Annotated in this window: 14 protein-coding genes; 10 read left to right on the top strand and 4 right to left on the bottom strand. The window is 37.4% G+C overall.

Going from position 1 to position 16,322, the window contains the following annotated elements:
- Positions 1-4 precede the first annotated feature (4 nt).
- A complete protein-coding gene (locus tag FY049_RS00185) occupies positions 5-1,297 on the bottom strand; it encodes an MFS transporter (RefSeq protein ID WP_004823065.1) in 1,293 nt (430 codons plus the stop codon).
- Between the two features lie 805 nt (positions 1,298-2,102).
- Between FY049_RS00185 and icd the strand changes: the two genes are divergently transcribed.
- From icd to FY049_RS00165, 4 genes are all read left to right on the top strand, one after another.
- Positions 2,103-3,359, top strand: a complete 1,257-nt coding sequence (gene icd, locus FY049_RS00180) for an NADP-dependent isocitrate dehydrogenase (protein ID WP_446082930.1) — start codon at positions 2,103-2,105, stop codon at positions 3,357-3,359.
- Positions 3,360-3,567: 208 nt separating this feature from the next.
- Positions 3,568-4,059, top strand: coding sequence for a DUF2867 domain-containing protein (locus tag FY049_RS00175; RefSeq protein WP_446082929.1), 492 nt, complete (start codon positions 3,568-3,570; stop codon positions 4,057-4,059).
- Positions 4,060-4,225: 166 nt separating this feature from the next.
- A complete protein-coding gene (locus FY049_RS00170) occupies positions 4,226-4,582 on the top strand; it encodes a DUF4124 domain-containing protein (protein WP_446082928.1) in 357 nt (118 codons plus the stop codon).
- Positions 4,583-4,882: 300 nt separating this feature from the next.
- Entirely contained in the window at positions 4,883-5,113 is a 231-nt protein-coding gene (locus FY049_RS00165) for a hypothetical protein (protein WP_004724907.1), read from the top strand.
- A gap of 80 nt (positions 5,114-5,193) precedes the next feature.
- On the opposite strand, the gene argG is transcribed toward FY049_RS00165, so the two are convergent.
- Positions 5,194-6,537: an argininosuccinate synthase gene (argG, locus tag FY049_RS00160; protein WP_004724905.1), complete on the bottom strand. Its 1,344-nt coding sequence runs from the start codon at positions 6,535-6,537 to the stop codon at positions 5,194-5,196.
- Between the two features lie 267 nt (positions 6,538-6,804).
- Here argG and FY049_RS00155 point away from each other — a divergent pair, with 267 nt between their 5' ends.
- Positions 6,805-7,131: a hypothetical protein gene (locus FY049_RS00155; RefSeq protein WP_244013465.1), complete on the top strand. Its 327-nt coding sequence runs from the start codon at positions 6,805-6,807 to the stop codon at positions 7,129-7,131.
- A 65-nt stretch (positions 7,132-7,196) separates the two neighbouring features.
- On the opposite strand, the gene FY049_RS00150 is transcribed toward FY049_RS00155, so the two are convergent.
- Positions 7,197-8,048 carry a LysR family transcriptional regulator gene (locus tag FY049_RS00150; RefSeq protein ID WP_004724903.1) on the bottom strand — a complete coding sequence of 284 codons (852 nt, stop codon included), beginning with the start codon at positions 8,046-8,048 and terminating at the stop codon, positions 7,197-7,199.
- Positions 8,049-8,200: 152 nt separating this feature from the next.
- Here FY049_RS00150 and FY049_RS00145 point away from each other — a divergent pair, with 152 nt between their 5' ends.
- The 5 genes from FY049_RS00145 (at position 8,201) to dld (ending at position 15,293) form a co-directional block, all read left to right on the top strand.
- Positions 8,201-9,118, top strand: a complete 918-nt coding sequence (locus FY049_RS00145) for a DMT family transporter (RefSeq protein WP_446082927.1) — start codon at positions 8,201-8,203, stop codon at positions 9,116-9,118.
- 562 nt (positions 9,119-9,680) lie between these two features.
- Positions 9,681-11,351, top strand: a complete 1,671-nt coding sequence (gene lldP / locus FY049_RS00140) for an L-lactate permease (RefSeq protein WP_262781142.1) — start codon at positions 9,681-9,683, stop codon at positions 11,349-11,351.
- Positions 11,352-11,381: 30 nt separating this feature from the next.
- Positions 11,382-12,125, top strand: a complete 744-nt coding sequence (gene lldR, locus FY049_RS00135) for a transcriptional regulator LldR (RefSeq protein ID WP_004724896.1) — start codon at positions 11,382-11,384, stop codon at positions 12,123-12,125.
- Positions 12,126-12,127: 2 nt separating this feature from the next.
- Positions 12,128-13,282 (top strand): FMN-dependent L-lactate dehydrogenase LldD, encoded by a 1,155-nt coding sequence (gene lldD, locus FY049_RS00130; protein WP_004823052.1) that lies wholly within the window; start codon positions 12,128-12,130, stop codon positions 13,280-13,282.
- A 313-nt stretch (positions 13,283-13,595) separates the two neighbouring features.
- Positions 13,596-15,293: a D-lactate dehydrogenase gene (dld, locus tag FY049_RS00125; RefSeq protein ID WP_446082926.1), complete on the top strand. Its 1,698-nt coding sequence runs from the start codon at positions 13,596-13,598 to the stop codon at positions 15,291-15,293.
- A gap of 129 nt (positions 15,294-15,422) precedes the next feature.
- On the opposite strand, the gene FY049_RS00120 is transcribed toward dld, so the two are convergent.
- Positions 15,423-16,247, bottom strand: coding sequence for a YrzE family protein (locus FY049_RS00120; RefSeq protein WP_262781145.1), 825 nt, complete (start codon positions 16,245-16,247; stop codon positions 15,423-15,425).
- Between the last annotated feature and the right edge of the window lie 75 nt (positions 16,248-16,322).

The following is a 16,322-nucleotide window of genomic DNA, read 5'->3' as shown; positions in this document are numbered from 1 at the left end:
TTAGTTAGTGGTCATGTTTTAGATATTCCGGCTCTTTCGGTAATTTAAAACTACATAAGAAACAGATCACTAACATGACAATCACATAAAGGAAGAAGGTGCTTTCAATACCTGCTGCTTTGAACTGTAGTGCAACAGATGGCGCAGAACCACCAAAGATTGCATTACCCACTGCATAAGAGAAACCAACACCCAATGCACGAACATGTGGTGGGAACATTTCTGCCTTAACCAATCCACTGATAGAGGTATAGAAGCTAAGCAACATCATGAGGAAAATAAGTAACAGAGCAACCATCAATGGTGAATAACTGAAATGTGGCATCCAGATCACCATGACTGGATAGATGAAAATCGCCATAGTACCACTGAACGCAAGCATTGCAGCACGACGACCAATGCGGTCCGAAATAGCACCAAACACAGGTTGTGCAAGCATAAAGATAAAGAGTGAAGCTGTCATAATGAATCCGACAGTTTTACTATCTACACCCATATTGGTGAGGTAGGTCTTTGAATATACTGTAATCACATAGAAGGTGAGGGAACCCGCAGAGGTATAACCTACAACCAATAAGAAGGTTTTCCAGTGATTTTTAAATAGTTCACTTAAGCTTCCTGATTCCTCTTTATCACTGTCTTCGCTAGATAATGTTTCTTCCAAACGGCTACGTGCAAGTAGAGAGATAATTGCAGCAATACCACCAATGACAAAAGGAATACGCCAGCCACCATCAAGCAATTGCTGCTCTGATAGGAATGCCAGCATAATAACACCGAGCAAGCTTGCTAATAATTGACCGCCCGACAAGGTGACATATTGGAAAGAAGCAAAAAAGCCTCGTTGACCCTTTAAGCCAAGCTCACTCATATAGGTTGCTACAGCACCATATTCACCACCTACAGATAAACCCTGTAGCAGGCGAACAAGTAAAAGTAGGAAAGGTGCTGCCATTCCAACTTGTTCATAGGTTGGGAGTGCGGCAAATAAGAAAGAGCTTACTGCCATAAGACAGATGGAAATGACCATTGATTTTTTACGGCCATGTTTATCGGCAATTCGTCCGAAAACCCAGCTACCAATTGGTCGCATAAAGAAGCTGGCTGCAAAGACACCCCATACATAAATTGCTTGAGTACCGGAGTCCATATCAGGTGCAGTTAATGCTTTAGTGAAATATGCCGCAAACACAGCATAAATATAAAAATCAAACCATTCTACTAAGTTTCCTGAAGCTGCGCCGACGATACCGCGTATACGACCTCGCTTCTCTTCTTTAGTGTAAGTTTTATCCATTATTTACATCCATGAGATAGGTTGAATCGCAATGAATTCAAAATTCATTACGATTTAAAAAACAGGAATAATGTTAAAGATTTTAAGACTAAATAATAATTGCAAAGATGGTTAATTTGATTAGAGGCCATAGGATAGGCAGAAAGAATTAAAAAATGAATTTTGATTTATTTTTTCATTAAAATTCATGTGAAAACATATAGTAAAAGTGAATGACTTTTGTAATTAATCTTAACTTGATTGTGGTTTTGTGAAAATTATTTTTTTAAAATATAAAGCAATGGCAAAAAACACCAATAATAAAAATAAAATTACGTTTTTTTGTTTGTGATCTATTGTGGTGCATAATTTAATGCAATGAAATATATGAATATATTGTGGTTTTAAGGTGGCTGGTTTGGTCATCAATCTATTGTCAAAATGTTATAGATTTTTAAATTAAATGGCGAATATAAAATCAAAAAATTAGAAATAATGTTTATAGTGAAAATGTATAGTAGCTCTCACTTTTAAAGATCTGACTCTTGGGAAACTTCTTTGTGTGGAAAAGCATAGCTAATACTTTTATTTTTAAGCATTAGGAATGATTGAGAATATTGATTTATATAAAAAATGACGGGTTAAATAACATTAAATAATGGAACATTGTGCTTTATTCAGTAGAGAAATGTTGTTATTCCTCGTATAAATCTCAAAAAATGTACGAATTAGACTAGACTGATATGCGCTAAGAATGGTTAGAAGTATTGTCTATTTGGCAATTATTTTGGATTTGCCAACTATAATAAAAGGGAGAACCTGAACAATGGGTTATCAGAAGATCGTAGTACCTGCTGATGGTAGCAAAATTACTGTAAATGCAGACTTGTCACTGAATGTTCCAAATCATCCAATCATTCCTTTTATTGAAGGGGATGGTATTGGTGTTGATATTACTCCAGCCATGAAAGCTGTTGTAGATGCCGCAATTCAAAAAGCCTATGGTGGCAAACGTTCGATCGAATGGATGGAAGTTTACTGTGGTGAAAAGGCAGATAAAATCTACGGTACCTATATGCCTGAAGAAACTTTTGAGGCGCTGCGGGAATTTGTGGTTTCGATTAAGGGGCCATTAACTACGCCTGTGGGCGGTGGTATTCGTTCATTAAATGTCGCTTTACGCCAAGAACTCGACCTTTATGTTTGTGTACGCCCTGTACGCTGGTTTGAAGGTGTGCCGTCACCTGTTCAACATCCTGAATTGACTGATATGGTGATTTTCCGTGAAAATTCCGAAGATATCTATGCAGGTATCGAATGGAAAGCGGATTCTCCTGAAGCGAAAAAAGTCATTAAATTCTTAAAAGAAGAAATGGGTGTAACCAAGATTCGTTTTGAAGATAATTGTGGGATTGGTATTAAACCTGTATCGAAAGAAGGTACTCAGCGTTTAGTGCGTAAAGCGATTCAGTTTGCGATTGATAATGATAAGCCGAGTGTAACTTTAGTGCATAAAGGCAATATCATGAAATATACCGAAGGTGCATTCAAAGAATGGGGTTATGAACTGGCAATTGATCGTTTTGGTGGTGAGCTGATTGATGGTGGCCCTTGGGTAAAAATTAAAAATCCAAGAACGGGTAAAGAGATCATTATTAAAGATGTGATTGCAGATGCATTCCTACAGCAAATATTAATGCGTCCTTCTGAATACTCTGTGATTGCGACACTTAACTTAAATGGTGATTATATTTCTGATGCGTTGGCAGCTGAAGTAGGTGGTATTGGTATTGCGCCGGGTGCAAATATTGGTGGTGCAATTTCGGTATATGAAGCGACTCACGGTACGGCACCAAAATATGCAGGCCAAGATAAAGTAAATCCAGGCTCTATTATTCTTTCTGCGGAAATGATGCTTCGTGATATGGGGTGGATTGAAGCTGCTGATTTGATTATTCGAGGTGTATCGGGAGCGATTGCTGCGAAAACTGTCACTTATGACTTTGAGCGATTGATGCCAGGTGCAACTTTGCTTCGCTGTTCTGAATTCGGTCAAGCAATTATTGATAACATGGATAGCTAATTAAAAGATAAACGCACTAAAGTCAGTATAATCAAAGGTCTGCCAAGTGCAGGCCTTTTTGTTATTTATGGTTTGTCTATTTTATTCTAGAATCTAAGTATATTCATTAAACTTTAGGATGTGAGTAATTGCACCAACAACTGATTACTATAGACTGTTTTTAGTATCTATTTAAAAAATATTAATTATATTTTAAGGGGTTGATTGATTGAATATAGAAAGAGATCCACAAACTTTGGTTGCTCCGCTTGATCGATTAAATTTTTTACATGAAGCCAAGCAATATATTGATAAAAATCTTACCAGTACTCAAGCCTATTATCTAATGACCAGTAAGCCGCCAGTTTGGTTGAGGGCTGCGTTTAAGCTAAGGGATTTTTTAAGCCGGCATTTAGGTGGTGTGCAACCTATTCAAGGCTTTGGTGAATCAACTAAACCACTTCAAGTGGGTGGGAAAGCAGATTTTTTTGATGTGGTTAAAGTTTCTGATCGTGAGCTTTTTTTACAGTCAACAGATAAGCATTTGAGTGTATTGCTGGCTTTACAAATCGAAGAATATGATGAACTTAGAAATGAATTAACGATATGTACCAGTGTAGTGACATATAATCTTTTTGGGAAAATTTATATGCTGCCTGTTTCTTTGGTTCATGGTTTTATTGTTCAGCAATCACTTAAAAACCTTCAAATTAAATCTTGAAACTGAATGATTTGAACTATGACAAAATGCTGTAAAACTTGGCAAAAAAAGTCATATTTATACCTTAATTGTAGATGAAAACTTCTGTGAATAAGAAAACTCCTGTGTAAATAGCAATTTAAATCATTTATTGATATTTTGTTGAAACTTAAATGGAGTGTTGGTTGTGAAAAAAGTATTGTTGGTTATCTTAGCTTTAGGGATTTCTCATCATGTATTTGCTAAAGACGTACACAAATGTATAGTAAAAGGTTCGGTAACTTACCAATCTAGACCTTGTGCTGGAACTGCTATTATAAATCCACAGCAACAACTTCAACAAAAATTAACCCAACGAACTGCAAACCAAACTTCGATACAGCAACAAAAAACTCAGTCTGAAATGCATCAGTATTCTCAACAGCAACACCTGCAACGCCATTCTGGTAATGGAACATCTAATGAGATTCCAGATACTGTTGAAGGCAAAAAGAAAAGTTTGGCTATAGCGCAAGAAGCTTATAAACAAACAAAGAATCGTTAATTGTTTTTAAAATTGCTTGGACCGTTTTTGTTTTATGGGCAACTGGTTTTTATTAAATTAGCTTTTATTAAAGCAGTTTGGGAAATGAATGCAATATAAGAATAATTTAATTGATGAAGAGTACTGGTGAAAGTGATTGATTAGGCTTCTGAATCACAAGGTAATATGCTTTTTAGTTAAATTTTTCGCTTTAAATAAATAGGGGATTGTAATCCTATGGCTGTAGGTGAGTAATGTATTGGATGGGAATATTCTGTTATATTAACAAGCCCAGTTAAATTTATTGAAAGCCTTGAATTTATGTCACAGACAAGTTCGAAAAAATTTTATATCTTTGCGACATTAGCATTGTTATTTCCAGTATTTTTAGTTGGAATGGCTTTTCTTGCGGCTAAAAGTGATGCTGAAACCAAACGAGAATATGATCAAATTCGCCAAGAACACGCCGAAAAGATTGAGTTGCAAAAACAACAGCAAAAATTAGAGCAACAAAACTTATCGCAGCCTGAAACTAAGAATGCAGTGTCTTGATAAGCAATCTTTAATGAAAAGTCATTAAGGCTAAAGCTAAAAAAACCGCCAAATTTGGCGGTTTTGTTTTTCATCAAAAATTATTTATTTTTGTCTTTCAACTGAGGGATCGCAGATCCTGTACCGACAGCCAATAAACCAGTATTGGTATAAATACCAAGTTTTGCGCGGGTGTCCGTGATATCAAGATTACGCATAGTCAATTGGCCGATACGGTCAGCAGGACTAAACATTGAATCACCTTTTTCCATGGTTAAACGCTCAGCTTCATAAGTGAGGTTCTCTGATTCAGTGTTCATAATCGTGTAGTCATTACCACGACGAAGTTCTAAAGTTACAGTACCAGAGATTGCTTTAGCAACCCAGCGTTGTGCTGTTTCACGTAGCATCAATGCTTGCGAATCGAACCAACGACCTTGGTATAATAAACGACCTAGACGTAAACCATTGATACGATATTGTTCAATAGTGTCTTCGTTATGAATACCCGTTACAAGACGTTCATAAGCAATATGAAGAAGCGCCATTCCTGGAGCTTCATAGATGCCACGAGATTTTGCTTCAATAATACGGTTTTCGATTTGGTCAGACATACCTAGACCATGACGACCACCAATGCGATTGGCTTCAAGAATGAATTCAACAGGGTCTTCAATACGTTTGCCATTTAATGCAACAGGGAACCCTTCTTCAAACGTTACAGAAACTTCTTCAGCTTCAACTTTTACGTCTTCTTTCCAGAACGCAACCCCCATAATTGGCTCAACGATTTTGATGCCCGCATTGAGGTATTCAAGATCTTTTGCTTCGTGAGTTGCACCCAACATGTTTGAATCTGTTGAATAGGCCTTCTCTTTCGACATTTTGTAATCAAAACCATTGTCGATCAAGAATTGTGACATTTCAGCGCGACCGCCTAATTCATCAATAAATTGCTGATCTAACCAAGGTTTGTAAATTTTAAGTGCAGGGTTGGTTAATAAACCATAACGATAGAAACGTTCAATATCGTTCCCTTTATAGGTTGAACCATCACCCCAAATATTAACATCATCTTCTTTCATTGCTGTAACAAGCATTGTACCTGTTACTGCACGACCTAATGGTGTTGTGTTGAAATAAGGAACACCACCAGTGCTGATATGGAATGCACCACATTGAATTGCAGCAATACCTTCCAATGCAAGTTGTAAGCGGCAGTCAACCAATCGGGCTTTCACAGCACCATAGTTTTCAGCTTTACGCGGAATTGCATCGTAGTCATCTTCATCAGGTTGACCTAAGTTTGCTGTATAAGCATAAGGTTCTGCGCCTTTTTGTTTCATCCACAATAAAGCTGCTGAAGTATCTAGACCACCAGAAAAGGCGATACCCACTTTTTTGCCTACTGGTACATTCTGCAAGATCGTTGCATTATCAGTCATTGCTCGTCCTAACTATTTCGAAAGAGGCACCACATACATGGGTGGCCAAAGAGAATTTTATAAACGCAGTATTGTAGCACTTTTTCAATCAATGTTTTATTGGATTTGAAGGTTAACATTGAAAAAAATAACAATTTATAGAGTGAAATGAATTTACTTAAATGACCTATGCACCTCAGGTAAAAACTTATAAGAAAAGTCAAATTAACGAGGTGTGAAATTTAATAAATTGATATAATTTTCTAATTATTAAAAACTTTTAATCCTATGCAATTAAATAAAACGCTCTACTATACGCATAATACTTTGTTTGGCTTTTACGGTATTTTGTTGCTTATATTAATTTTCTGTGCACTAACTTCGGGGTTTAATTCCACTAGTTTTGTAGGTGTAGTATTTGCTTTTGCGGTGTTGTTTGGTTTGGCATACTTACATTATAAAGCCGCTATTGAAGTTGAAAAGGGGAGTGAAATAGGGAGATTGATGTCTACCATTATTGGATGTTTATTCTTGATTGGATTTCCAATAGGTACTTGTATAGGGCTGCTGATTTTGCTGAATGTGCGTAAGGCCAAATGGCAGGCTGCGGATTGACCTATGTTAAAAGTAAGATAAATTGGATGTATAGGGTTAACCCAATTTATCTGATTCGTTTGGGATCATAGCTGATCATTTAAACCAATAAACTGCTTTTCAATCGGGGTAAACACATGTTCACTTCGTGCAATCAGATAGAATCCAATATCTCGATATTGTTCGGGTGTTTCTCGATAATATTGAATATTAAATTTTTTAATCAGTGACTTTGCAATCATTGAAATTCCCATACCCAATTGAGTGAAATTGACTAAGGCTTCATGATCATAAATATGGGTTAATTCACCTTTGGTTAAATGATAATCTGTATAAATATGATCTAAAGTGGTTGCATAACAGCATTCTTCTGAGGCAAGTAAAATATTTTGATGATTGAGACAGTCTTCAAGGCTGTCATGGTTGATGACATTTTTCCCAATAATCACCAATTGATCATCTGCCTTTTGAATATACTGGATATTTTTCTGTTTTGGGTGACCTAAAACATAAGCGATATCTAGGTTTCCGCGTAAAATTTCATCTTCAATATAGCCTGTAGCACCTGTTTTCATGGTGATTGAAAGCTCAGGGTAGGTTTCATAAAGTTGGCTAAAAGACGGGTAGAAACGCATTCCGCCTAAACTGGTGTTGGTACCAAAGCGTAAATATTTTTCCTGCTGATAGATTTTATTTTCTGTTTCTTCCCATGTGAAGATCATTTTTTTGTATTGCTGATATAAATTCATTCCTGATTCGGTCAGTTCAACACCTTTGGGTTTTCGGATGAATAATTGACGTTTATAGTGATTTTCAATCTTTTTTATTTTTGCCGTCATATTCGATTGTAAATAATTGAGTTTATTTGCTGCTGCTGTAATGCTTTTTAGTTCAGCAACAGTCACAAATGATTTGATATCACCCATATCGATATTCATTTCAATTCCTCAATAATGCATTGAATAAGTGCTGATACTAAAATATCTACTTTAGCATCAAAAAAAATGATGTATACATTAAAACATAGCATTATTCATGATGTCATTTATTTTCTATACTCTATGTACTTTCCATCTGTTGAGTACAGCAAATGAATCTTCGAGTGATTGGTGCAATTGTATTATTGTGTCTCGTCTGGGGATCTTTGTGGGGATTGGTCAAACATAGTTTGCAAATATTTCCGCCATTCTTATTTATTTCTACGCGTTTAATCTTAGCTGCGCTTACCCTTATGTTGGTTCAAGTACTGTTAAGAAAATCCGTTTTACCCGCAAAAGGTGAATGGCAAAAACTGATGATCTCAAGTTTGATGATTTGTATTGGTTTTTATGCAACACAAACCTTTGCCATGCAATTTGTTGATTCGGGATTGTCTGCGGTTTTAGTGTTTACTATGCCTATTTTTATTGGTGTATTGGCGCATTATATTTTAAATGAGCGTTTAAATAGCCAAAAAATGATTGGGTTGGTTCTTGGCACATTGGGCTTGATTGCGATTCTTTGGCCACAATTACATCATATTCATTTGAATTTATCGTTAATTGGTCAAGCTTTCTTAATCTTGTCAGGCTTCTTCTGGGCTTTAACCACAGTTTATATCAAACAGAATTTTGCAACTTATGACAAAATCAAATTGACCTTTTGGCAATTGCTGATGGGTGGGGTGGTGATTCTGATCGGCACTTTAATTTTTGAACCTGTAGATGTTAAAGTTTGGATGAATCCGCTGAATGATTCAATCCTGTTCTATATTGCTGTGATTGGAACTGGTTTTGCCTTTGCCTTGTGGAATTGGATTGTGAGTCAGGTAGATACCTTTGTTGCGTCTATTTCAATCATGTGTATTCCTATTCTAAGTTTATTTTTTGGTTATGTGCTTTGGCATGAGCCGATTACAATCAACATTATTATCGGTGCTGCGTTTATTTGTTCAGGAATTATTTCAAGTTCTTTAAATCTTAAAATCAAGAAAAAACCTGCAACCTTGTTAAGTTGTGAGCATCGTTAAATCAATGAGTGGACATTGTTAAATTAATTTATAGTTAATTAAATTTTTATGTAATTTTTCAATTAAAGTAAAAGCAAAATCAGTGAAAGTTCATTGATTTTGCTTTTTTACTTTCTATTTTTACTTGATCTTTGTTTGTTTAGCTGATGTCTTAGTCATTATTTTAAATTGGTCTGACTAATTTGAGTTTTTCAGTATTTTCAAACCCGATAATAAACTTAAATTAGTGTTACTAAAAAATGCATTAAAAAATAGCATACGACTAAAGTTGTATAAAATTGGTTTAATTTAAAAAAATACAATATAAAACAAATGATTTATTCGATTTGAATGCTCTGAAATCTGAAGGATTGGTCTGTGAATAGGTCGAAATATTTGCAATATTGGTCATACCAAATAATTAATTTGGTGTTAACTATTGATCTTTAAATCAGCAAAAATTAATATTAAGTGGCAGTTAGTGCAAAATTATTTAATTTAAAGCTAAATTGGTCATACCAATTATTGAGAAATAAATGGATGATCCAATGACATTCCACGTTCTAGCAAGCATTTCAAGGAGATGACAATGCTTCAACATTGGCAACAGATTTATGATCCGATGGGCAATATATGGGTATCCAGTGCCATTGCGCTGATACCAATTATCTTTTTCTTTTTAGCCCTTGCTGTATTCCGCATGAAAGGAAGTGTTGCGGGGACAATTACAGTTGTATTGGCTTTACTGGTTTCATTATTTGCTTATCAAATGCCAACGATGATGGCATTGGCATCATTGGTCTATGGTTTCTTTTATGGTTTATGGCCAATTGCATGGATCATTATTGGCGCAGTATTCCTATATAAAGTTTCAGTAAAAACAGGGCAGTTCGATATTATTCGTTCTTCGATTTTGTCGATTACGGAAGACCAACGTCTGCAAATGCTTTTTGTTGGTTTTGCTTTTGGTACTTTCTTGGAAGGTGCTGCTGGCTTTGGTGCACCTGTTGCGATTACCGCTGCGTTATTGGTGGGGCTTGGTTTTAAACCACTTTATGCGGCTGGTCTATGTTTGATTGTGAATACAGCACCTGTGGCATTTGGTGCAATGGGGATTCCAATTATTGTGGCTGGACAGGTTTCTGGTGTAGAAACAATGGAAATCAGTCAGATGGTTGGACGTCAGTTGCCATTTATGGTTCCAATTGTGCTGTTCTGGATCATGGCAATTATGGACGGTTGGCGTGGTGTAAAAGAAACTTGGCCTGCTGTGATTGTTGGTGGTGGTTCTTTTGCGCTAGCACAATATTTGACTTCAAACTTTGTGGGTCCAGAATTACCCGATATTACTGCTTCAATTGCGTCTTTGGTTTCATTAACGATTTTATTAAAATATTGGCAGCCAAAGCATATCTTTCGTTTTGCAAATGAAGATGACAGCATGAGCGAAAATCTTGCTGAACAGAAACAGCAGAAATATAGCCTTGCTCAAATTGCCAAAGCGTGGTCACCATTTGCGATTTTAACTGTGATGGTTACGATCTGGAGTGTAAAACCATTTAAGGATTTATTTACCAAAGATGGCGCGCTGCATGATTTAGTGATTTCTATCAAAGTGCCATATTTGCATCAAATGATTCAAAAAATGCCACCTGTTGTTGCTGAAGTAAAAGACTATGATGCAATTTATAAATTTGATTGGTTCTCAGCGACGGGTACCGCAATTATTATTGCTGCAATCATTACTATTATTTTCTTAAAAATGAAGCCAAAAGAAGCAGTGGTTACTTTTGGTGAAACCATTAATGAATTAAAAATTCCAATTTATTCGATTGGTATGGTGTTGGCATTTGCTTTTATTGCTAACTATTCAGGAATGTCTGCAACCTTGGCTTTGGCATTGGCACATACGGGGCAAGCATTTACATTCTTCTCTCCATTCTTAGGATGGTTAGGTGTATTCCTTACAGGTTCGGATACTTCTGCAAATGCTTTATTCGGGGCATTACAAGCCACGACTGCGCAACAAATTGGTGTCCCAGAAGTATTACTGGTTGCTGCGAATACCAGTGGTGGTGTCACTGGGAAAATGATTTCTCCTCAGTCGATTGCAATTGCATGTGCGGCGGTGGGGCTGGTAGGTAAAGAGTCTGATCTGTTCCGTTTTACGGTTAAACACAGTATAACGTTTACTGTAATGATCGGTATTATTATTACACTACAAGCTTATGTGTTCCCATGGATGATTCCATGAGCATAAAACGTCACTGAATGAGGAAAGCAGATGAAAGTCTCTGACAAAGTGGTACAAAGCCTTCGTATGTTAATTGAAGAAAAAAACATGCAAGTCGGAGAACGTTTACCTGCTGAACGAAAGTTGTGTGAACAACTGGGCGTATCCCGTTCCTCTTTAAGAGAAGCGATTTCTCAACTGACCAGTACCGGAATGCTGATCAGTAAAGGCGGGGCGGGGACCTATTTACAACAATTCCCGGTGAATTGGTCGCAAAACCAGATTGTTGAATCTTTAAGTAATTTGATTGATGAAGACCCTGCATATCGTTTTGATGTGCAGGAGGCGCGAACAATCCTTGAAGGTGGTTCAGCTTGGTATGCGGCACAACGTGCAACACCTAAAGATCTGGCTCAGATTCGCGAATATTATGATCAAATTTCATATTTTCAGTCGATTGGTGATGATGAGCAAGCTTCACTTGCCGATGCTAAATTTCATTTGGCGATTGCTGAAGCATCGCACAATTTAGTGTTGATACAGATGATGCGGGGCGTTTTTGATCTGTTGCAGTTTAACGTGCTCTTGGGTAGACGCAAAGTGTACTCAGAAACACATCGATTTGATCAATTGCATGATCAGCATTTTAAAGTGATGGATGCAATTGAACGTCATGATCCAGATGCTGCAAGAGATGCGGTCTGTGGACATATAGAATTTGTAGTACAGCAAGTGCGTATGATTGATGAGGAAGAAGCCCGTCGTCAGCGTGCGAGTCGATTAAACAGGATATGAGCATGATTATTTCTTCTGCTAATGACTATCGTGAAGCCGCGCGACGTCGTTTACCACCATTTCTTTTTCATTATATTGATGGTGGTGCGTATGCGGAATATACACTAAAACGAAATGTAGAAGATTTATCAAAAATCGCTTTAAGGCAACGTGTTTTAAATGACATGTCGCAGTTAAGCCTAGAAACAAAATTGTTTGATGAAACTTTATCTATGCCTGTTGCATTGTCTCCTGTTGGATTAACAGGGATGTATGCACGTCGTGGTGAGGTTCAAGCTGCTGTGGCGGCAGATAAAAAGGGCATTCCTTTTACCTTGTCGACCGTATCTGTTTGCCCGATTGAGGAAGTTGCACCAGCAATTAACCGTCCAATGTGGTTTCAGTTATATGTGCTGCGTGATCGTGGCTTTATGAAAAATGCTTTAGAGCGAGCTAAAGCTGCAGGCTGCTCAACTTTGGTGTTTACTGTTGATATGCCTGTACCAGGTGCGCGCTATCGTGATGCACATTCTGGTATGAGTGGTCCAAATGCAGCGATGCGTCGTTATATGCAGTCGTGTTTCCATCCACATTGGGCTTGGAATGTCGGTTTGCTGGGTCGTCCACATGATTTAGGCAATATTTCCAAATACTTAGGAAAGCCGACTGGACTTGAAGATTATATCGGTTGGTTGGGCAATAACTTTGACCCGTCAATTTCATGGAAAGACCTTGAGTGGATTCGTGAATTTTGGGATGGCCCGATGGTGATTAAGGGGATCCTTGATCCTGAGGATGCCAAAGATGCAGTACGTTTCGGTGCCGATGGTATTGTTGTATCAAACCATGGTGGGCGTCAGTTAGATGGTGTCTTATCGTCTGCGCGTGCGCTTCCGCCAATTGCAGATGCCGTCAAAGGGGATATTAAAATCCTTGCTGACTCTGGTATTCGTAATGGTTTGGACGTGGTTCGTATGCTGGCATTGGGTGCAGATACCTGCATGCTCGGACGTGCTTTTGTCTATGCATTAGGGGCAGCAGGTGGTGCAGGCGTTTCTAATCTGCTTGAGTTAATTGATAAAGAAATGCGTGTCGCAATGACTTTGACGGGCGCCAAAACAATTGCAGACATTAACGCCGATTGTTTAGTCAAGTTAGACAAAGCATTGGATGCGTGATGTATTTTTGATACGTCATCAAGCTAAATGACAGTGTTCAATTTGATAAACACAAATGTCATCCATGCAAATTTCATCTGTAGTGCTTTGAGGCAGAACGACCTTATAACATGATGTTTTTGCAAAGCATCAAATGAAAAGATGTGATTTAACGAGTTTTGCGGATGAGCATGGTTCAAGCTACTTTTCATCAAAAAAAGTAGTTTGAACTGATCGTTGATCCCTCAATACAAATAATATTGAAAAAAACGCTGTCGGAATGAATGCCTTATTGAATGAGATTGAATAAGGGTTCATCAATAGGATAGGGAAAATGCAATCTAATATTGATTCACAATACACCATTCAGCAATTGATCAACATCGTCGGTCAGCAACACGTTTTAACCCATGATCACGCTACCCGCCTATATCGTCAGGGGCGTCGTTATGGCTCAGGGCAAGTGCTGGCTGTTGTGGTTCCCGGAACTTTGTTTGAACAATGGCAAGTGCTACAAGCTGCTGTAAATGCGGACTGTATCGTGATTATGCAAGCTGCAAATACTGGCCTCACGGGTGGTTCAACACCTTTTGGTGATGATTACGACCGACCCGTTATTTTAATGAGTACACGTCGTTTGGCGGGTATACAAGTGATTAACCAAGGTCAGCAAGTGATTTGCTTACCTGGTGCAACCTTAGATCGTCTTGAAAAAGAGTTGGCACACTATAATCGTGAGCCGCACTCAGTGATTGGATCATCTTGTATTGGTGCATCGGTTTTAGGTGGAATATGTAATAACTCAGGTGGAGCATTGGTCCGCCGCGGTCCTGCATATACTGAACTTGCACTTTATGCGTGCGTTAATGCGTCTGGTGAGTTGGAGTTGGTTAATCACTTGGGTGTGAATTTGGGTGAAACACCTGAAGAAATTTTAACAAAACTCGAAAATAAAAAATATCAACTCAATGATGTTATTAATAATGCGAGTTGTTGTGCTTCTGACCATCGTTATGCGCATGATGTTAAACAGGTCGATGAAAATACACCTGCACGATTCAATGCTGATCCATCACGTTTATTTGAAGCTTCAGGTTCTGCAGGTAAAGTCTGTGTCTTTGCAGTACGTTTAGACACATTTGAAAAAATTCCAAGTCAGGTATTTTATGTGGGAACCAACTCACATGATGATTTAACGGAAATCCGTCGTTTCTTACTCAAAGATTTGCCAAGATTACCGATTGCGGGTGAATACATTCATCGTGTTGCCTATGATATTGGTGCTGAATATGGCAAAGATACCTTTATGTTTATCGAAAAATTTGGTACGGCAAAAGTGCCTGCTGCATTTGCACTCAAAGATAAAGTGGATGGATATCTCGAAAAAATTGGCTTACGTAGTTTGTCTGATAAAGTGTTGCAGATGGTGACTAAACTGTTGCCCAATCATTTGCCAAAACGGATGAATGAGTTTCGTGATTTATATGAACATCATTTGATGATTCGTATCGAAAATCAGGATGTTGAGCAAGTTGAACTTTTTTTAAAAGATTATTTTGAACATAAAACATCAGGAGATTTTTTCCGTTGTACGGATGAAGAAGGGCGTAAGGCTTTTTTACATCGTTTCGCAGTGGCGGGTGCAGCAATTCGTTATCGTGATACGCATCGTTCGGAAGTTGAAGATATTGTTGCGCTGGATATTGCTTTACGCCGTAACGACCGTGAATGGGTAGAAACTTTACCTCAAGAGATGGATGATTTAATTACCCATAAATTGTATTACGGACATTTTCTCTGTCATGTGTTTCATCAAGATTATATCGTCAAAAAAGGGGTAGATCCTTTGGCGATGGAACATCAAATGTGGCATTTGCTGGATAACCGTGGTGCAGAATATCCTGCGGAACACAATGTAGGGCATTTGTATATTGCAAAGCCTACTTTAAAAAATCATTATCAAAAGCTTGATCCGACCAATAGCTTTAATGTCGGTATTGGGCAGACCAGTAAATTAAAATACTGGAAGTGATGATATTGAATCGTGTTAATTTGATTTGTTTATTGTGATTTATCAGATAAACAGTCTGTTAAAAAAGTGCTAGATGACGAACTGATTTATTTAATGAAAATAGCCATGCAAAAAAGCATGGCTATTTTTTTATTTCTGTTCGCCTAATTTGGAGGAAATAAATCCAAGTACAAAAGCACTGATGAAGAATGTAACAACAGCATAAAGTGCGGATTGTGTGGTAAACCAAATTGCAATGGTTAAGATTGCAACGATGGCTGTACAAATCCAAATCGCCAAACCCGTAGTTGCTAAAGGTTGTTGAGATGAAGCAGGGGCAATTTGATCTAGTGTGGACGGGTCTTCTTTAGTATTTAAATCGTGAATAGGGTCATGTAGATTCACACCATAAAAGAAATAGGGATGATCATCAAAACGTGCAAGTTCGATACGTTGCATTTCAATAAAAGAAATTTGTTGTGAATGATCTTGTGCCGAATTTTCAATGTGTTGTAATAATTGGGTTAAGAAATGGGCATCATTTAAATCCAAGGGCAAACCACTGGTGCGCAATAAAACATACTCAGGATAATGTTGTTCGATTAAAGATTTAAAATCTTCAAAATGGTAGCTATTCTCTGCACCAAAAGTTTCTATAAATAAGGGTTTTCGATCTGCTAAATTGAGAAGTGCTTGTTGTTGATCAATGACTAAATAAGCATATTGACTCTCACCAAAATCCTCTTGGCGTTCTTCTAGATCAATTTGATTGCGTTCATCATTGATATCAAGATCATCTATATATCTTGTCCAGAAAATATTTTCTTGCTTAAACAGCATAAACCATAAAATTGGAATGAATGCATTTGCTTCGAGTTCAAAAGATGCGCTTTGAAAAAACTCAGCCCATTGATTTTGACTACCTTGTGGCATATGGCTAAAGGTAGAACTGGTTAAAAATACCGGGTGGCTCATAACGTGATGCCTTTTCTTATTTACTTTTATTCAGCAGTTATATTGCAAAATAACGAAAATTGACACAGATGATTG

The sequence above is a fragment of the Acinetobacter sp. 1125_18A genome, from assembly GCF_052824985.1.
Note: the sequence above shows the minus strand (reverse complement) of the source record. Positions and strands in the feature narration are given on the sequence as shown.